A 17,619-nucleotide genomic window follows, 5' to 3' on the forward strand; every position below is an offset into this window, starting at 1 on the left:
TCGGGCCATGGAGATGGCGCCGAGGGAGCGGTTCGCTCCGGATGTGTGAAGGGTGGAAGGCACGGCAGGAGGCGGCAACACAAGCTGAACGGCCTTGCCTGGGAAAAGACAGATTCAACAATTGCGATGGCTAGAAAAGGAGTCCCTGCATGTCATCTACATACATTTCGGTGGAAAAAGGCATCCAGACAGCGGGTGTCGGCAAGTTCCAATATCGGCTGTTCGTCATCTTCGGGCTGGTGTGGCTGGCCGATGCCATGCAGGTGCTGTCCATAGGCTTCAGCGCACCGTCCATTGCCAAGACCTTCGGCAAGACCGTGCCCGAGGCGCTGCAGACCGGTACCTTCTTCTTCATCGGCATGCTGATCGGTGCCTTCGTCTTCGGCCGCCTGGCCGACCGCATAGGGCGCCGCCCGGTGCTGATGATGGCCGTGGTGATCGACGCCTTTGCCGGCGTGGCCTCGGCCTTCGCGCCCGAGTTCGCCTGGCTGCTGGTGCTGCGCTTCATCACCGGCATCGGCGTGGGCGGCACGCTGCCCGTGGACTACACCATGATGGCCGAGTTCCTGCCCAGCGACCGCCGTGGCCGCTGGCTGGTGCTGCTGGAATCGTTCTGGGCCGTGGGCACCATCTTCCTGGCCATCCTGGCGCTGGTGGCCGTGTCCTGGGGTGACGATGCCTGGCGCGTGATCTTCTTCGTGACCGGACTGCCGGCGCTGATCGGCGTGGTGCTGCGCTTCTACATCCCCGAGTCGCCCATGTTCCTCAACCGCAACGGCAAGTCCGAAGAGGCGCGCAAGGTGCTGCAGCGGGTGGCCAAGGTCAATGGAACCACCGCGGAAATCCCCGCCCTGCAGCCTGAAAAGCAGGAGCGCAAATCCATCCTCGCGCTGTTCAACGGCGACCTGCGCCGCCGCAGCCTCTCGCTGTTCCTGGCCTGGGCGCTGATCTCCATCGCCTACTACGGCGTCTTCGTCTACCTGCCCGTCAAGCTCAGCAGCGAGGGCTTCGCCTTCATGCGCGGCCAGGTCTTCCTGGTGGTGCTGGCCCTGGTGCAACTGCCCGGCTTTGCGCTGTCGGCCTACGGCGTGGAACGCTGGGGCCGCAAGCCCACGCTGATCGGCTTTTTGCTGCTCAGCGCCGTCGGCTGCATGTTCTACAGCCTGGGCTCGTCGCCCTTCGTGGTCATCGGCTCCACCCTGCTGATGAGCTTCTCGCTGCTGGGCACCTGGGGCGCGCTGTATGCCTTCACCCCCGAGGTCTACCCCACCGACCTGCGTGCCAGCGGCATGGGCATGGCCGGCGCCGTGGCGCGCTTCGGCGGCCTGTTTGCCCCGGCCATCATTGCGCCCATCATGGCCACCCACTTCACCCTGGCCCTGGCCGTGCTGTCCGCCATGCTGGTGGGCGGCGCCCTGTCGATCTGGGCCGTGGATGTGGAATCGCGCAACCGGGCGCTGGATTGATGACGGCCTGAGCGGACTGAAAGGTCGGCTCAGCAAAAAGGCCAGAAGGATTTTTCCTTCTGGCCTTTGTTTTTGGGGAGGCTGCAACGGCTCAGTCGGCCTCGCCACCTTCCAGCATCTTCTTGAGCAGAAAATCCAGCGCCAGCCGCTCGGCCGGATTGAGCCTGCCGTAGGTGCTTTCGGTGATCTGCTTGGCGAAGGGCTCCATGTCGCGCACCAGGTCCTGGCCGGCCTCGGTGAGGTTGATGACGACCTTGCGGCGGTCGATGCGGTCATGGTCCACCTGCACCAGTTCGCGCTGCTTGAGCCGGTCCACCACGCCGCGGATGGTGGCCTGGTCGATCACGGTGGCCTTGACGATGTCGGCCAGCGAGCTGCCGCTGTTGTCGCGCACGGAGCACAGCACCACGAATTGCGCGGCCGTGAGCTGCGAGTCGGGAATGTATTGCTGGAAGAGTGCAGTGTGGCGCTGATAGACACGCCGCAGCAGGTGGCCGATCTGGTCCGAAAAATGATAGCCATCCTGTGGCGTCATGGCTGATGGCGGGTGGTTCATGGTGCGCGTGAGCTTATCAAAATTCACACCAAATACCGTGTGATTTACGACAAGCCGGGCGCATTTGCCAAGTGGCGCAAACCCGCGCTGGCTGCGGCATCCGCAAGACCCGGAACGGCAGGTGCAGCACTGCCTGGCGGCTCATTTGGGAATTGAATGGCGCAATCATCCGTTTGAATTTGACGGCCTGCCCGGCAGGGCTTGAAATGGCATCAGAGACAAAGCGCCAGCGGACCGGACCGCGCCGCTCCCTACAACGAAAGCCAGCAGGGACACCCATGCCAGCCACACAAGGGAAGATCATTCCCATCGCCGTCGCCAATGCCGCTGCTGCCGACAGCGCACTCGGCGCCCATGAGCGCGAGGCCGTCGAGCACGCCATTGCCGTCCACGCCCGGCGCCCCGGCCCCCTGATCGAGTTGCTGCACGCCGTGCAGGACATGCTGGGCCATGTCCCCGAAGCCGCCGTGCCGCGTATCGCCGATGCGCTGAACCTTTCGCGCGCCGAGGTGCATGGCGTCATCTCCTACTACCCCCATTTCCGCACCACGCCAGCGGGCCGCCATGTGCTGCAGGTCTGCCGCGCCGAGGCCTGCCAGTCGCGCGGTGCCGACGCGCTGCTGGCCCACGCAGGCCAGGCGCTGGGCTGCGGATCGAGTGGACACGGGCATGGGCATGGGCACGGAACCAGTGCCGATGGCGCCGTCACGCTGGAGCCGGTCTACTGCCTGGGCCTGTGCGCGTCATCGCCTGCCGTGATGCTCGATGGCCAGCCCCATGCGCATGTCTCGGCCAACGACCTGGATGCACTCATCGCGCAATGCCGCCAGCCGGGGCCGGCCGGCGAGCCGGTGGCCCAGCCTGCGCATGCAGGGGCAGGGGCAGGGGCAGGGGCAGGGGCAGGCCCCGGCGTGCGCGTCTATGTGCCCCGCGATGCCGCCGCGCTGGCCGTGGGCGCTGACGCCGTGGCCGGCGCCCTGCAGCGAGAGTGCGCGGCGCGCGGCCTTGCGGTGCAGATCGTGCGCAACGGCTCGCGCGGCCTGCTGTGGCTGGAGACCCTGGTGGAAGTCGAGACGCCCGAAGGCCGCGTGGCCTACGGCCCGGTCACGGCCGATGCGGTGCCGGGCCTGATCGATGCCGGAATGCTGCAGGGAGGCGGCCATGCGCTGTGCCATGGACTGACCGAGGCCATTGCCTACCTGGCGCGCCAGGAGCGCCTGACCTTTGCGCGTGTGGGCGTCATCGATCCGCTGAACCTGGCCGACTACGCAGCCCATGGCGGTTGGCAGGGGCTGGAGCGCGCGGCGCGCATGGAGCCCGCGGCCATCGTGCAGGAGGTGCTGGATTCGGGCCTGCGCGGCCGTGGCGGTGCGGCGTTCCCGGCCGGCATCAAATGGAAGACCGTGGCCGCCGCAGCGGGGCCGCAAAAGTACATTGCCTGCAACGCCGACGAGGGCGACTCGGGCACCTTCGCCGACCGGCTGCTGATGGAGGGCGATCCCTACACGCTGATAGAAGGCATGGCCATCGCGGGCCTGGCCGTGGGCGCGACGCAGGGCCTGGTCTATGTGCGAAGCGAGTATCCGCACGCCATCGCCACCCTGCGCGAAGCCATTGCGCGTGCCGAGGCCGCAGGCTGGCTGGGCCGCGACGTGGCGGGCAGCGGGCGGGCCTTCCACATGGAGGTGCGCAAGGGCGCGGGCAGCTATGTCTGCGGCGAGGAAACGGCCATGCTGGAGAGCATCGAGGGCCGGCGCGGCATCGTGCGCGCCAAGCCGCCGCTGCCGGCCATAGCGGGGCTGTGGGGCCGGCCCACGGTGATCAACAACGTGATCACGCTGGCCACGGTACCGCTGATCCTGGCGCGCGGCGCGGCCTTCTACCAGGGCTTCGGCATGGGCCGCTCGCGCGGCACGCTGCCGTTCCAGCTGGCCGGCAACATTGCGCGCGGCGGGCTGGTGGAAAAGGCCTTCGGCCTGAGCCTGCGCGAGCTGGTGGAAGACTTCGGCGGCGGCACGGCCACCGGCCGCGCCGTCAAGGCCGTGCAGGTGGGCGGCCCGCTGGGCAGCTATGTGGCGCCGGCCGACTGGGATGCGCCGCTGGACTACGAGGGCTATGCGGCCAAGGGCAATGTGGTGGGGCACGGCGGCATCGTCGTGCATGACGACACGGCCGACATGGCGCGGCTGGCGCGCTATGCCATGGAGTTCTGCGCCATCGAGTCCTGCGGCAAGTGCACGCCCTGCCGCATCGGCTCCACGCGCGGCGTGGAGGTCATCGACCGCATCGTGCGCGCCGACGCCGACCCTGCCGCCCACGCCGGCCAGGTGGCCCTGCTGGAAAGCCTGTGCGACACCATGCAGCACGGCTCCATGTGCGCCATGGGCGGGATGACCCCGTATCCGGTGCGCTCGGCGCTGAACCACTACCCCCAGGACTTCGGTATCGAGTCCACCACGGCCGCAGCGGCTGCCTGAACGGAGAACACCATGCTCGACCATCTGAAGCAAGCCGACTGGGGCACGCCCGCCAGCCCGTCCGAACGCCTGATCACCCTGGAGATCGACGGCCGCGAGGTCTGCGTGCCCGAGGGCACCTCGCTGATGCGCGCTGCCATGGAAGGCGGCGTCAGCGTGCCCAAGCTGTGCGCCACCGACAGCCTGGAGCCCTTCGGCTCCTGCCGCCTGTGCCTGGTGCAGATCGAGGGGCGCAAGGGCTTTCCGGCCTCGTGCACCACGCCTGCCGAGCCCGGCATGAAGGTGCGCACGCAAAGCCCGCAACTGCAGGAGCTGCGCCGCGGCGTGATGGAGCTGTACATCTCCGACCATCCGCTGGACTGCCTGACCTGCAGCGCCAACGGCGACTGCGAACTGCAGGACATGGCCGGCACCGTGGGCCTGCGCGAGGTGCGCTACGGCTTCGAGGGCGCCAACCACTTCAAGGGCCAGGCGCGCGCCGAGGTCGATGTCTCCAACCCGTACTTCAGCTACGACCCCAGCAAGTGCATCGTCTGCAACCGCTGCGTGCGCGCCTGCGAAGAGACGCAGGGCACCTTTGCGCTGACCATCTCGGGCCGGGGGTTCGAATCGCGCGTCACGGCGGGGCAGGGCGGCAGCTTCATGGACAGCGACTGCGTCAGCTGCGGTGCCTGCGTGCAGGCCTGCCCCACGGCCACGCTGCAGGAAAAGACCGTGACCGAGCTGGGCCAGGCCGGGCACAGCGCCATCACCACCTGCGCCTACTGCGGCGTGGGCTGCGGCTTCAAGGCCGAGATGAAGGGCGAGCAGGTCGTGCGCATGGTGCCCTGGAAGGACGGCCAGGCCAACGAGGGCCATGCCTGCGTCAAGGGCCGCTTTGCCTGGGGCTATGCCACGCACAAGGACCGCATCACCCGGCCCATGGTCCGCGCGAAGATCACCGACCCCTGGCGCGAAGTGAGCTGGGAAGAGGCCATTGCCCACACGGCCAGCGAGTTCCGTCGCATCCAGGCGAAGCACGGCAAGGACTCGATTGGCGGCATCACCTCCTCGCGCTGCACCAACGAAGAGGCCTACCTGGTGCAAAAGCTGGTGCGCACGGCCTTCGGCAACAACAACGTCGATACCTGCGCGCGCGTGTGCCACTCGCCCACGGGCTATGGCCTGGGCCAGACCTATGGCACCTCGGCGGGCACGCAGACCTTCAAGTCCATCGAGCACACGGACGTGGTCATGGTCATCGGCGCCAATCCCACGGCCGCGCACCCGGTGTTCGGCTCGCGCATGAAAAAGCGCCTGCGTGCGGGCGCTAGGCTCATCGTCATCGACCCGCGCGAGATCGAGCTGGTCAAGTCGCCCCACATCCGCGCCGACTACCACCTGCAACTGCGGCCCGGCACCAACGTGGCCATGATCACCTCGCTGGCCCATGTCATCGTCACCGAAGGCTGGCTGGCCGAGGACTACATCGCCGAGCGCTGCGATGCCAGGTCCTTCGCCCAGTGGAAGGAGTTCGTGGCCCGGCCCGAGAACTCGCCCGAGGCCATGGCCGAGGTCACCGGGGTTGCTCCCGAACTCGTGCGCGGCGCCGCGCGCCTGTATGCGCTGGGTGCCGAGGACCACGCGGCGGGCACCCCCGTCAACGCGGCCATCTACTACGGCCTGGGCGTGACCGAGCATGCGCAGGGCTCGACCATGGTCATGGGCATCGCCAACCTGGCCATGGCCACGGGCAATGTGGGCCGCGAAGGCGTGGGCGTGAATCCGCTGCGCGGCCAGAACAATGTGCAGGGCTCCTGCGACATGGGCTCCTTCCCGCATGAACTGCCCGGCTACCGCCACATCTCGGACAGCACGGTGCGCGCCGAGTTCGAGGGGGCCTGGGGCGTGGCGCTCAGCCCCGAGCCCGGCCTGCGCATTCCCAACATGTTCGAGGCGGCCCTGGCCGGCAGCTTCATGGGCCTGTACTGCGAGGGCGAGGACATCGTGCAGTCCGACCCCAACACCCAGCATGTGACGGCCGCGCTCTCGGCCATGGAATGCGTGGTGGTGCAGGACATCTTCCTGAACGAAACCGCCAAGTACGCCCATGTCTTCCTGCCGGGCGCCTCCTTCCTCGAAAAGGACGGCACCTTCACCAATGCCGAGCGCCGCATCTCGCGCGTGCGCAAGGTCATGGCGCCGCTGGCCGGCCATGCCGACTGGGAAGTCACCCAGCTGCTGGCCAATGCCCTGGGCTACGCCATGCACTACACGCACCCGAGCGAGATCATGGCCGAGATCGCCGCGCTCACGCCCAGCTTTGCAGGCGTGAACTACGACAAGATCGACCGGCTGGGCAGCGTGCAATGGCCCTGCAATGACAGCACCGAAGAGGCCGGCACGTCCATCATGCACAGGGACCGCTTCGTGCGCGGCAAGGGCCGCTTCATCATCACCCAGTACGTGGCCACCGACGAGAAGGTCACCCAGCGCTTTCCGCTGCTGCTGACCACCGGCCGCATCCTGTCGCAGTACAACGTGGGCGCCCAGACCCGGCGCACGCACAACAGCCACTGGCACAGCGAGGACCGGCTGGAAATCCATCCGCATGACGCCGAGGACCGCGGCATAAGCGACGGAGACTGGGTCGGCATCGCCAGCCGCGCGGGCGAGACCGTGCTGCGCGCCACCGTCACCGAGCGCATACAGCCCGGCGTGGTCTACACCACCTTCCACTTCCCCGAATCGGGCGCCAACGTCATCACCACCGACAGCTCGGACTGGGCCACCAACTGCCCCGAATACAAGGTCACGGCCGTGCAGGTGCTGCCGGTACCCCAGCACGCCCAGCCGTCCGACTGGCAGCGCGGCTTTGCGCGCATGCATGAAGAACAGATCGGCCTGCTGCAAGCCGCGCAGGCAGGCATGGCCGTGGCGGGAGGCAAGTGATGGACAGCGCCAACCTGGTCCGCATGGCCAACCGCATCGGCGAGTTCTTCGAGGCCATGCCCGAGCGCGACGAGGCCCTGCAGGGCATTGCCGAACACATCCGCAAATTCTGGGAGCCCCGCATGCGCGCCGAACTGGCCCGCGTGCTGGACAGCCCCGACGAGGCGCAGGCGCTCAAGCCCATCGTGCGCGAGGCGCTGGTGCTGCATCCGCTGGGCCATCCTGCCTAGCAGGCCGGTCCGGAGGATGGCTACGTCCGGCCGATGGCCGCCAACACCCGTCGCAGATCGATGAACATCGTGGTGGTGGCCGTTGGCCCATCGGTGCTGGTGCCTATGGGCAGAAAGCCCTTTGCCGCATAGAAGCGCACGGACTCTGGCTTGGCATCCACCACCAGAAAACGGCAGCCCGTGTATGGCATGACATGGTCCGTGATCAGGGCAATGACAAAGTCCACCAACTGGCTCCCAACCCCCTGGCCCTGCAGGCTGGTATCCACGGCCAGCCGGGCCAGCTTGATGGCCGGATAGTCCTTGTAGCGAAAGCCGTCCAGCACGGCCGGTTCGTCGAACTGTTCGACGGCCACATGGGTGCACTAGGTCGTGATGTAGGCCAGAACCTTGGTCTCGCCTTCCGGCACCAGGACGAAGGTGCGCGCAAGATGCTCCTGATGGAGCTTCTTGGCTTCTTTGCGCAGAAAGGATTTGAGAGGGGCGAATGCCTCGCTGCCCAGGCTCAGCGCGTTGCAGCCGTCACCCGAGGCCAGTTCGCGCAGCTCGAAACCCACGGCTCAGTCTTTGCCCTTGAGGCGTTCGCCGGTCGGCTTGAGCTTGATCCGGACCGTGCCATCCCTTGTGAAGGTGGTGGCGAGCTTACGGCCATTGCGTGCGGATGACACAGCAGCCTGCGTGCCCCGGCCATGCGCAAGCCTCCGTGTGAGAGCTTTCGCTTCATCACCGGAAACCGTGACCGGGCCGAGAAAGTTGCTGTGAACTGCCATCGGCGCAGTCTAGCAGTTTGGTGACAGAAGCAGCCTGCATGTGCGCTGATCTGTCACCAATGCCATGGTTTCTGCCATGCCAGGAGGGCGGCACTGCGTCAGCCAAAGCACTTCTTCTTCGCCATCTCCCGCGCCAGCGCCACAAAGCCGGCAGCGGCCGGCGACAGGCGGTCCAGACTGCGCACGGCCAGGCCGGTGACGCGGCGCTGGCGGGGCAAGAGGCTGCGGTAGACCATGCCTTCGGGGGCCTGTTCGGGCACGGCCAGGCGCGCGGCAATGGCAATGGCGTGGCCCTGGGCCACGAAGCCCTGCATGGACGACATTTGCTCGAAGTGGTAGATGGCCGCAGGCTGGGCGCCGGCCTCGGCCAGGAAGCGGTCGATGTGCGCGCCCGACCCGGCCGAGGTGCGCACAAAGGCCTCGCCGTGCAGGTCGGCGGCGCGGATGCTGCGCTGGGCCGCCAGCCGGTGCGATGCGGGCAGCAGCGCCACCAGTTCGTCCTCGATCAGGGGCACGGTGTCGAAGCGCTCGTCAGGCAGCACGACGAAGCCGATCTCCACGCGCCGCTCCAGCAGCCACTTGACCACGGTGTCGTCGTTCTGCTCGTCGATCTGCACCAGCACGGCGGGCTGGCGGCGCCGGTATTCGGTGATGAGCGGGGGCAGCAGCCGCAGCGAAGAGGTGGCGCCGAACGAGGCCACGCGCAGCGTGCCGCGCGCCATGCCGCGCTCGGCATCGGCCTCCTGCCGCAAGGCCTCCTTTTGCTGGAGGATGTCGTTGGCGCGCTGCAGCAGCCGCGTGCCTGCGTCGGTCAAGGGGGAGTGGGGGCCTTCGCGCCGCACAAGCTGCACCTGCAGCTCGCCCTCCAGCGCGCGCAGGGCATGGCTGACGGCACTCTGGGTAATGCCCAGCAGCGCGGCCGCGCGCGAGAAACTGCCGGCGCGGGCCAGGGCCGCAAACACTTCGAGCTGGGTGAAGGTCATGGGATCGCGGTGTCCATGTCATGAGCATTCGCTCATTTGTCTATGAATCGATATGAGCACATAGTACGCGCCATGAATTCTCTCCGCTTCTTTGGCCCGCACCTGCGGCTTGTCGGCATGGCCCTGCTGTGGGGCGCTTCCTGGCCTGCGGGCCGCGTGGTGGCACAGAGCATGCCGCCGCTGGCCGCCGCCAGCCTGCGCTTCCTGCTGGCCGCCGCCGTGCTGCTGCCCTGGCTGTACTGGGCCGGTGGCATGGCCGGCCTCCGGCAATGGAGCGCCAGGCGCTGGCTGGGCATGGCGGCCGCTGGCGCCACGGGCGTGTTCGGCTATGCGGCCTTCTTCCTCATGGGGCTGCAGCATGTGCCGGCCGGCAAGGCGGCCCTGGTGATCACGCTCAACCCCGTGCTCACGCTGGCCCTGGCGGTCTGGCTGTTCGGCGAGCGGCTCAACCGCACCATTGCCCTGGGCATGGCGCTGGCGGCCTGCGGCGCCGTGGTGGTGATCTCGCATGGCCAGCCGCTGGCGCTGCTGCAGGGATCGGTGGGCGCTGGCGAGCTGCTGATCCTGGGCTGCGTGGTGTGCTGGGTGACCTACACCCTGATCGGCCGCTGGCTGCTCACGGGCGTGGATGCGCTGTCGGCCACGGCCGTGACCTCGACCATGGGCGCGGCCATGCTGCTGGTGGCCAGCCTGGTGGTCGAGGGGCCGGCCGGCCTGCAGGCTGCCGTGCTTGGCAACGGCACTGCCTGGGGCGCGCTGGCCTTCCTGGCCTTCGGCGCCACGGCGCTTGCCTATGCCTGGTACTTCGACGGCGTCAAGGCGCTGGGTGCGGGTGCGGCCTCTGGCTACATCACGCTGGTGCCCGTGATCGGCGTGGCGCTGTCGGCGCTGTGGCTGGGCGAGAGCATCGATGCCAGCATCGTGCTGGGCGGCGGCATGGCCGTGGCCGGCACGGCGCTGATGAACTGGGGGCGCAGGCCTGCGGCTGCGGTGCACGTGGTTGCCAAGCGCACCGCAGTCCAGAGCTGAACGGACCCCGTCCGGTTCAATCCAGCGAGGCGCCCGAGGTGCGCACGCGCTCGCCCTGCACCTGGTAGTCGCGCGCCAGGAAGTCGCGGTATTCGGCGGGGCTGGAGGCCACGGTCACGTAGGAGAACGCGTCCACCTGGGTCTTGCGGAATTCGGGCTCCAGCAGCACGCGGCGCACATCGGCGGCGATCTTCTCCACCAGGGGCGCCGGCGTTCCAGCCGGTGCCAGCAGGCCGATGTTGAAGACAGCCTGGATGTCGCGCACGCCGGCTTCCTTGAAGGTGGGCACATCCGGCAGGGCGATGCTGCGTGTCTCCGAGGACACGGCCAGGGCCTTGAGCTTGCCGGACTTGATGTGCTGCTCGATCACCGACACGCCCAGCACCGCTGCGTCGATCTGGCCGGCGATGACTTCGGGGATCAGCGGTGCAGCGCCCTTGTAGGGCACGTGCACCATCTCCAGCCCTTCCTGCTTGGCGAACATGGCCAGCGGCAGGTGCACGATGCCGCCCGCGCCCGATGAGCCATAGGTCAGCGGTTTGGTCTTGCCTGCCTGGCGTGCCTGAGCGATGAATTCCTGCAGCGTGCCGGCCTTGGAGCTCTGGGGCACGAAGAAGACCATGGGCACGCTGATCAGGCGGGAGATGGGTGCGAAGTCCTTTTGCGGGTTGTAGGGCAGCTTCCTGTACAGGTGCGGGTTCATGGTCAGCGACGCTTCGGTCGCGGCGAACAGCGTGTAGCCGTCGGGTGCGCTCTTGGCCACGTACTCGGCTCCGATGATCTCGTTGGCACCTGTGCGGTTGAGGATGACCACGGGTTGCGACCAGACCTTGTTCAGGCGCGTGGCCAGTGCGCGTGCCAGGTTGTCCACGGGGCCGCCGGCCGCGTAGGGCACGACGATGTTCACCGGCTTGGTGGGAAAGGTTGCAGGAGCCTGGGCGTGGCCCAGGGCGGGCACGAGGGCCACGGTGGCGGTCAGCAGGGTTGCGGCGATGCGATGCAGGCTGGACATGGTGTGGGAAGCGGGTACGGTGAAACAGGCCGCACTCCAAGGGGCGGCCTGCTGTGGAACGGACGAATCGAAAAAAATGGCAGGCCGGAAGGCCTCGGAAGATGGCGGAAGGTGGCGGAGCCTCAGGCGCGCACACGCTCCATGCGTGTCAGTGGCAAGGACTCGCCTTCGCTGACTGCGGGCTGCAGCACGAAGTCGAAGCGCGTGCGGACAAAGGGCGCGTTCACGCCCAGCGACTCGTAGCCTGCCGGCGCCACGCCGCGCTCCAGCTCGACGATCAGGCCGTCACGGGTGGCGAAGGCGAAGTCGTCGTCCAGGTAGGTGTCGCCGGGCAGGTTGACCTGGGTGGTCAGCGTGCGCATGCCGGGCGCAACCACGAGGAAGTGGATGTGGGCGGGGCGATGGCCGTGGCGTCCCAGCGCGTCGAACAGTTCCGAAGTGGGGCTGTTCGGCGGTATGGAGTAGCCGGGCGGCACATAGCTGCGAAAGCGGTAGCGGCCCTGGTCGTCGGTTTCTATGCGGCGGCGCAGCTCGTAGGGCTTCATGCCCGGGAAGAAGTGCGAGTAGCCGCCCTGGACATTGGCATGCCAGACGTCGATGAGCGCATGCGGCAGAGGCTGGCCGTCAAGATCCAGCACCCGTCCTTCCATCACGAAGACCTCGCCCTGGGGCTCGCCCTCGTCCAGGCGCACCTCGGCTTGCGCCAGTGGTGCGCCGGCCACGAACAGCGGGCCTTCGATGGCGCGCGGCGTGCCGCCCGCACGGCCGGCACGCGCATCGGCCTCGTCGCTGCGGATGTCCAGCAGCCGGTCGAAGCCCAGGCCTGCCGTGATCAGGCCCAGCTGGCCGCTGCTCCCAAGGCGGCCCAGCCAGTCCACGGCGGCCCAGAACTCGTCGGGCTTGACATCCATCTCGTCGATGGTGTGGAACAGATCGCTGACGATGCGCTGGGTCAGCGCCCGCACGCGGTCGCTGCCGGGGGCGATCTGCTTGCTGTTGACCAGATTCAGCAGCTGGTCCTGGGACAGTTCGGACATGTTTGTCTCCTCGTGGTTTTATGGGATGTCCTGGAAAAGAGAAACGCTCAGTCCATGCTGATGTTGCGTTCCGTGATCACCTTGGTCCAGCGCACGGACTCGGCCTGCAGGTGCCTGGCCGCTTCGTCGGGCGTGGAGCCCACGACTTCGGCACCGATGGCCTTGAAGCGTTCGAGCACGTCGGGCTGCTTCATCTCGGCCACGAAGACCTGGTTGAGCTTCTTGACGATGGCCGGCGGCGTGCTGGCGGGCATGAAGACGGCGAACCAGGGCGAGACCTCGTAGCCCTTGATGCCGGCCTCTTCCATGGTGGGCACGTCGGGCATGCTGGACGAGCGCTTGGCCGTGGTCACGGCCAGGGCGCGCAGCTTGCCCGACTGGATGTGCGGGCGCGCCGAGGTGATGGAGTCGAACATGTAGTTGACCTGTCCGCCCAGCAGGTCGGAGACGGCCGGGCCCGATCCCTTGTAGGGGATGTGCAGGATGTCCACGCCGGCCAGCGAGTTGAACACTTCGCCCGCCAGGTGGATGGAGGTGCCGTTGCCGGCCGAGGCATAGGTCAGCTTGCCGGGCGAGGCCTTGGCGGCGGCCACCACGTCGGCCACGCTCTTGACGTTGGGCTGGGTGGAGTTGGTGACCAGGATGTTGGGCACCACGGCCAGCACGCCCACGGGGGCGAAGTCCTTGATCGGGTCGTAGCTGAGCTTGCGGTACAGCGGCTTGTTGGTGGCCATGCCGATGGAGGTGATCATCAGCGTGTAGCCGTCGCCGGGCTGCTTGGCCACGAAGTCGGCGCCGATGTTGCCGCCGGCACCGGGACGGTTCTCGATCACGAAGGGCTGGCCCAGCGTGCGGCCGGCCTTCTCGCCCAGGGTGCGCGCGATGGCGTCCATGGCGCCGCCCGGCGGGAAGGGCACGATCCAGCGGATGGGCTTGCTGGGCCAGTTGGCCTCGGGTGCCTGCGCATGGGCGGCGGGCATCACGGCGGACAGGCACAGGCCTGCGGCGGCGGCGGTCAGAAAACGGCGTTTCACTTTCACTTCACTTGTCTCCGGAAAATCTTGTCTTGGTGCGGGCCTGGTGCGGTCGGTGCTCAGGCGATGGCCGAGGGGTGCCTTGCCAGCGGTGTGACCTGGATGTCCATGTAGGGGAACAGCGGCAGGCCCTGCAGCAGCTCGTGCAGTTCGTCGTTGGAGGCCACGTCGAAGACGCTGTAGTTGGCGTACTCGCCGACCACGCGCCAGATGTGGGGCCAGCGGCCGTCGTGCTGCAGCTGCTGCGAGTAGGCCTTCTCGCGGGCCTTGATCTCGGCGGCCACGTCGGCGGGCAGGTCGTGGGGAATCTTCACGTCCATGCGGACCAGGTAAAGCATGTTTGTCTCCAGGAGGAATGAAAGGAATTCAGGTCGCAGCCCCGGTCCGGGCCTGCCCCATGTCGAAGTGCTGCGGCTGGCCGCCGGCCAGCGCGCGGTCGAAACGCGCCAGCTGCTGCAGGTCGATCTCCACGCCCAGGCCGGGTCCGTCGGGCAGTTGCAGCTCGAAGTCGCGGATGGCCATGCGCTCGGTGACGATGTCGTCCACCAGCAGCTGGGGGCCGAACAGCTCGCAGTTGTAGTGCCGCCCGCCCAGCGTGGCAAAGACATGGGCCGAGGCGGCCGAGCCGATCGAGGTCTCCAGCATGGTGCCGCCGTACCAGCCGATATCGGCCGCCTGGGCAATGGCTGCCACCTTGCGCGTGCGCAGCAGGCCGCCGTGCTTGGCCACCTTGAGCGAGAACACGTGGCTGGCCTGCTCGCGCGCCAGGCGCATGGCGTCGTAGGGGGTGCACACGCTCTCGTCGGCCATGACCAGGGCCCCCTGCAGCGTGGCCGTCAGCTCGCGCAGCGCGGGCACGTTCCAGCCGGCCACGGGCTGCTCGATCAGGGTCACGCCGGCATCGATCAGCTGCGGAAGAAAGCGCCGCGCCGTGGCGCCGTCCCAGGCCTGGTTGACGTCCACCGTCAGCGTGGCGCGTCCCTGCAGGCCGCGTGCGATCTCGCTCACATGGGCCACATCGGCTTCGGGCGTGCGCGCGCCTATCTTCATCTTGAAGATGCGGTGGCGCTTTTGCTCCAGGCGCAGATGGGCCTCGGCCAGGTCGCGTTCGATATCGCCGCTGGCCAGCGTCCAGGCCAGGGGCAGGCTGTCGCGCTGCTTGCCGCCCAGCAACTGCCACACGGGCAACTGCAGGCTGCGCGCCACGGCATCCAGCAGCGCGATTTCCACGGCGCTCTTGGCAAAGGCATTGCCCTTGCAGGCCAGGTCCATGCGCGAGAGGCAGGCCTCGAAGCGCGCGCCGTCCTGGCCGATCAGGCTGGGCGCCAGGTGGTTGGTGATGGCGTGGTGGATGCTCTCGGGCGATTCCTCGTTCCACGACGGGCCGCCGATGGTGGCGGCCTCGCCAAAGCCCGTGGCGCCATTGCGCAGCCACAGCTGCACGATCACCGGGCTTTGCCGGCTGATGGAGCCGAACGACAGCTTGTGCGGACGGATGGTGGGAATGTCGAGGATCCGCGCCTCGATGCGCTCGATCAGGAAACGGTCTTGCATGGCAATGGCGGGTGTCTTGGCTGGCGGCGGCTGCCGGCGATGGACACAAGCGTAAATCCATGCATTGTGTGGATCTATTGAATTATTTGTGAGAAATCATTCGATGGCGTCGATGTGTTGAATGCCTGCGCCGCGAGCCGGTGGCGCGGCGGTCCGCCGCCGCGCGCCCCGGCAACCGGATCAGAAACTGCTGCGCAGCGTGACCATGATGCTGCGCGGCAGGCCGTAGTAGTTGCTGCGCGTGGCCGTGCCCACGCGCTCCCAGTAGACGCGATCGAAGAGGTTGTCGATGTTCACGGCCAGCTTGACCTGGGGGGTGAGCGGGTAGGCGGCATAGACGGACCAGACGCCGTAGCCGCCCGTGCGCCAGCGCACGGCGCCCAGGGTGTCATAGAACTCGCTGACGGCCCGGACGCCGGCGCCCAGCTCCAGGCCCTGGGCCACGGGGCCGGCCACGCGGTAGCGCGCCCACAGGTTCACGCTGTGGCGCGGTGACATGGTGCTGAAGTCGGTGCCGGTCTGCGTGACGGTGCCCTGCAGGTACTTGGAGCGCATGTAGGCGTAGCTGGCCGCCACGTCCCAGCGCGGCGACAGCGAGCCGACCACTTCGGCCTCGAAGCCTTCGGAGCGCACCTTGCCTGCGGGGATGACGAAGGCGGCATCGGCGGGGTCGGCCAGCGCGCGGTGGGTGTCCTGCATGCGGTAGACGGCGGCGGTGGCATTCAGGCGTCCATCCAGCAGGCTGCCCTTGATGCCGGCCTCCACCTGCCGGCCCTCGCGCGGGGCGATCTGGCCGCCGCCTGCCAGGCGCCCGCTTTGCGGCTGGAAGATGCGCGACTGGCTGGCGTAGAGCGTCCAGCTGTCGTTCAGATCGAAGAGCACGGCGCCGAAGGGCGTGAACTGGCCATCGACCTCGTAGCCCGAGCGCGTGTTCTGCAGCCGATCCGAGGTTTCGGTCTTCCACCAGCTCTTGCGCGCGCCCGCCACCAGGGTGAGGGCCTGCGCGGGCTTGATGCGCAACTGGCCGTAGACGCCGCGCAGGCTGGTGCGCGTGATGTCGTCGGCAAAGGGCTTGAAGCTGGGCTCGGCGATGGAGGAGGGGTCGTAGTGGAACAGGTCGGCGGGCGTGTTCATGGCGCCGCGCAGCATGCGCAGGTGCATGTTGGAGCTGCGGTAGTCCGCGCCCGCGATGAAATGGTGCGTCTGCCCGGCCCATTGCCAGGGCGTGCTGTAGTAGATGTCGGCCGTGGTGTCGGCGTAGTCGCGGTCCACGGTCTGGGCCTGGGTGAAGCGGCTGATGCCGGTGTCCGAGACGGCCGAGTAGCCATTGATGTACTTGTCGCGCTGCTGGCGCAGCACGCGGCGGGCTGCCAGCTTGAACAGGCCGCCGCCGTCGAGCCGCGTTTCCGACTCGATGAAGCCGGCCAGCGATTCGGGCGCGGCGCGGCCCCAATCGGCGGCAATGGCCACGTCGCGGGGAATGGGGGCCAGCCTGCCGTCGGCGTGGGCGGGCAGGCCGGTGTCGTAGTTGCCCCGGCCGCGCTGCCAGGTGGCGCCCACCGAGACCGTGCTCTGGGAAGTGATGTCCAGCTCCACCGTGCCGTACAGGGCCTGCTTGTGGCCGTCCATGGCCATCACGGGGCTGCCGAAGTTCTCCTGCAGCGCCACCACGCGGCCACGCAGGCTGCCATCTTCCGAGAGCGGACCGGTGACATCCACCTCGGCCCGCTTGCGCCCGCGCGAGCCCAGGCCGACGGCGGCCTGGCCCTGGTAGTCGGGCAGGGCGCGCTTGCGCACCAGGTTGAGCATGACGCTGGGCTCGCCCGCGCCCGAGAACAGCCCGGCCGGCCCGCGCAGGGCCTCGACCCGGTCGAACAGCGCCAGGTCCAGCGTTTCCTGGGTGGCCGGGTTGCCGCTGACGGTGAGGCCGTCCAACTGGTAGGTGGAGGACTGGTAGCCGCGCGAGAGGATGTCGCTGCGCCCGCCCGTGCTGCTTTGCCGGCGCACGACGATGCCTGGCACCACCTTGGCCGCTTCGGTGAGCTCCACGAAGTTCTGGTCATCGAGCTGTGCGCGCGAGATCACGGACACGGACTGCGGCGTCTCCCGCGCCGTCAGCTCGATCTTGGTGGCCGCGCTGGCATAGGGCGAGCGGTAGCTGCCCGTGCCTTCCGTGCGGCCGTCGCGCACGGCGGTGGCGGTCACGCGCACTTCGTCCAGCGCGGCCTGAGGGCGCGCCGGGGCGCGGCGCAGCAGCCAGCCGCCCTGGGGCTGGGCAGCGGCCTCCAGCCCGCTGCCGGCCAGCAGTCGCTGCAGTGCCTCGGCCGGCTCGAAGCGGCCCTGTACGGCGGGCGCGGTCTTGCCCGCCAGCAGGGCGCTGTCGGCCGCAATGCTGGTGCCGGTGGCGCGCGCCAGGGCCTTGATGGCGTCGAACAGCGGTTGGGCCGGCAGGTCGATGGCGGCGGATGCGGCCAGGACCGGCATGCAGGCCAGTGCCGCCGCGCAGGCCAGCAGGGTCTGGCAGGTGCGTGCCGGGCGGG

Annotated in this window: 16 protein-coding genes; 5 read left to right on the plus strand and 11 right to left on the minus strand. The window is 68.2% G+C overall.

Translation table 11 applies throughout. The features are described 5' to 3' along the window. The first annotated feature begins 149 nt into the window (after positions 1 to 149). Entirely contained in the window at positions 150 to 1,466 is a 1,317-nt protein-coding gene (locus A9976_RS01255; protein ID WP_012203781.1) for an MFS transporter, read from the plus strand. Positions 1,467 to 1,557: 91 nt separating this feature from the next. Here A9976_RS01255 and A9976_RS01260 read toward each other — a convergent pair whose 3' ends face one another. After that, on the minus strand, positions 1,558 to 2,001 hold the full coding sequence (locus A9976_RS01260) for a MarR family winged helix-turn-helix transcriptional regulator (RefSeq protein WP_174549389.1): 444 nt from the start codon (positions 1,999 to 2,001) through the stop codon (positions 1,558 to 1,560). A gap of 299 nt (positions 2,002 to 2,300) precedes the next feature. Between A9976_RS01260 and A9976_RS01265 the strand changes: the two genes are divergently transcribed. Genes A9976_RS01265 through A9976_RS01275 form a run of 3 tightly spaced genes read left to right on the plus strand, consistent with a single transcriptional unit; the run spans position 2,301 to position 7,660 of the window. Then, positions 2,301 to 4,499, plus strand: coding sequence for a formate dehydrogenase subunit gamma (locus tag A9976_RS01265; protein WP_183017471.1), 2,199 nt, complete (start codon positions 2,301 to 2,303; stop codon positions 4,497 to 4,499). 12 nt (positions 4,500 to 4,511) lie between these two features. Next, positions 4,512 to 7,430, plus strand: a complete 2,919-nt coding sequence (fdhF, locus tag A9976_RS01270) for a formate dehydrogenase subunit alpha (RefSeq protein ID WP_183017472.1) — start codon at positions 4,512 to 4,514, stop codon at positions 7,428 to 7,430. After that, positions 7,430 to 7,660 carry a formate dehydrogenase subunit delta gene (locus tag A9976_RS01275; protein ID WP_183017473.1) on the plus strand — a complete coding sequence of 77 codons (231 nt, stop codon included), beginning with the start codon at positions 7,430 to 7,432 and terminating at the stop codon, positions 7,658 to 7,660. Before fdhF ends, A9976_RS01275 begins: the two co-directional genes overlap by 1 nt. 20 nt (positions 7,661 to 7,680) lie before the next feature. Here the strand turns inward: A9976_RS01275 and A9976_RS01280 are convergent, their stop codons facing one another. The 4 genes from A9976_RS01280 to A9976_RS01295 all read right to left on the minus strand — a co-directional run bounded on the left by A9976_RS01280 (position 7,681) and on the right by A9976_RS01295 (position 9,413). Then, positions 7,681 to 8,016, minus strand: a complete 336-nt coding sequence (locus A9976_RS01280) for a GNAT family N-acetyltransferase (protein ID WP_183017474.1) — start codon at positions 8,014 to 8,016, stop codon at positions 7,681 to 7,683. Between the two features lie 9 nt (positions 8,017 to 8,025). Then, positions 8,026 to 8,217 carry a hypothetical protein gene (locus A9976_RS01285; protein ID WP_183017475.1) on the minus strand — a complete coding sequence of 64 codons (192 nt, stop codon included), beginning with the start codon at positions 8,215 to 8,217 and terminating at the stop codon, positions 8,026 to 8,028. A 3-nt stretch (positions 8,218 to 8,220) separates the two neighbouring features. Next, entirely contained in the window at positions 8,221 to 8,430 is a 210-nt protein-coding gene (locus A9976_RS01290; RefSeq protein ID WP_183017476.1) for a hypothetical protein, read from the minus strand. A gap of 98 nt (positions 8,431 to 8,528) precedes the next feature. After that, positions 8,529 to 9,413 carry a LysR family transcriptional regulator gene (locus tag A9976_RS01295; protein WP_183017477.1) on the minus strand — a complete coding sequence of 295 codons (885 nt, stop codon included), beginning with the start codon at positions 9,411 to 9,413 and terminating at the stop codon, positions 8,529 to 8,531. 72 nt (positions 9,414 to 9,485) lie between these two features. On the opposite strand from A9976_RS01295, the gene A9976_RS01300 reads away from it, so the two are divergent. After that, positions 9,486 to 10,442: a DMT family transporter gene (locus A9976_RS01300; protein ID WP_183017478.1), complete on the plus strand. Its 957-nt coding sequence runs from the start codon at positions 9,486 to 9,488 to the stop codon at positions 10,440 to 10,442. A gap of 16 nt (positions 10,443 to 10,458) precedes the next feature. Here A9976_RS01300 and A9976_RS01305 read toward each other — a convergent pair whose 3' ends face one another. From A9976_RS01305 to A9976_RS01330, 6 genes are all read right to left on the minus strand, one after another. Further along, positions 10,459 to 11,454, minus strand: coding sequence for a tripartite tricarboxylate transporter substrate binding protein (locus A9976_RS01305; RefSeq protein WP_183017479.1), 996 nt, complete (start codon positions 11,452 to 11,454; stop codon positions 10,459 to 10,461). Positions 11,455 to 11,576: 122 nt separating this feature from the next. Then, positions 11,577 to 12,491: a dioxygenase gene (locus A9976_RS01310; RefSeq protein ID WP_183017480.1), complete on the minus strand. Its 915-nt coding sequence runs from the start codon at positions 12,489 to 12,491 to the stop codon at positions 11,577 to 11,579. 47 nt (positions 12,492 to 12,538) lie between these two features. Continuing rightward, on the minus strand, positions 12,539 to 13,531 hold the full coding sequence (locus A9976_RS01315; protein WP_183017481.1) for a tripartite tricarboxylate transporter substrate binding protein: 993 nt from the start codon (positions 13,529 to 13,531) through the stop codon (positions 12,539 to 12,541). A gap of 53 nt (positions 13,532 to 13,584) precedes the next feature. Next, on the minus strand, positions 13,585 to 13,863 hold the full coding sequence (gene catC, locus A9976_RS01320; protein ID WP_012203794.1) for a muconolactone Delta-isomerase: 279 nt from the start codon (positions 13,861 to 13,863) through the stop codon (positions 13,585 to 13,587). Between the two features lie 28 nt (positions 13,864 to 13,891). Next, positions 13,892 to 15,079 (minus strand): muconate cycloisomerase family protein, encoded by a 1,188-nt coding sequence (locus A9976_RS01325; protein WP_183017482.1) that lies wholly within the window; start codon positions 15,077 to 15,079, stop codon positions 13,892 to 13,894. A 180-nt stretch (positions 15,080 to 15,259) separates the two neighbouring features. Then, on the minus strand, positions 15,260 to 17,619 hold a 2,360-nt coding region (locus A9976_RS01330), incomplete at its 5' end, for a TonB-dependent siderophore receptor (protein WP_183017483.1).

This window comes from Delftia sp. UME58 (assembly GCF_014170385.1).
Lineage (GTDB): Bacteria > Pseudomonadota > Gammaproteobacteria > Burkholderiales > Burkholderiaceae_C > Comamonas > Comamonas acidovorans.

Excerpts from the sequence above, each read along its gene's own strand:
- A9976_RS01255 (WP_012203781.1), top strand. The coding sequence starts at position 150 with ATGTCATCTACATACATTTCGGTGGAAAAAGGCATCCAGACAGCGGGT.
- A9976_RS01290 (WP_183017476.1), bottom strand. The coding sequence starts at position 8,430 with ATGGCAGTTCACAGCAACTTTCTCGGCCCGGTCACGGTTTCCGGTGAT.
- A9976_RS01325 (WP_183017482.1), bottom strand. The coding sequence starts at position 15,079 with ATGCAAGACCGTTTCCTGATCGAGCGCATCGAGGCGCGGATCCTCGAC.
- A9976_RS01310 (WP_183017480.1), bottom strand. The coding sequence starts at position 12,491 with ATGTCCGAACTGTCCCAGGACCAGCTGCTGAATCTGGTCAACAGCAAG.
- catC (WP_012203794.1), bottom strand. The coding sequence starts at position 13,863 with ATGCTTTACCTGGTCCGCATGGACGTGAAGATTCCCCACGACCTGCCC.
- A9976_RS01300 (WP_183017478.1), top strand. The coding sequence starts at position 9,486 with ATGAATTCTCTCCGCTTCTTTGGCCCGCACCTGCGGCTTGTCGGCATG.
- A9976_RS01305 (WP_183017479.1), bottom strand. The coding sequence starts at position 11,454 with ATGTCCAGCCTGCATCGCATCGCCGCAACCCTGCTGACCGCCACCGTG.
- fdhF (WP_183017472.1), top strand. The coding sequence starts at position 4,512 with ATGCTCGACCATCTGAAGCAAGCCGACTGGGGCACGCCCGCCAGCCCG.
- A9976_RS01275 (WP_183017473.1), top strand. The coding sequence starts at position 7,430 with ATGGACAGCGCCAACCTGGTCCGCATGGCCAACCGCATCGGCGAGTTC.
- A9976_RS01295 (WP_183017477.1), bottom strand. The coding sequence starts at position 9,413 with ATGACCTTCACCCAGCTCGAAGTGTTTGCGGCCCTGGCCCGCGCCGGC.
- A9976_RS01265 (WP_183017471.1), top strand. The coding sequence starts at position 2,301 with ATGCCAGCCACACAAGGGAAGATCATTCCCATCGCCGTCGCCAATGCC.
- A9976_RS01260 (WP_174549389.1), bottom strand. The coding sequence starts at position 2,001 with ATGACGCCACAGGATGGCTATCATTTTTCGGACCAGATCGGCCACCTG.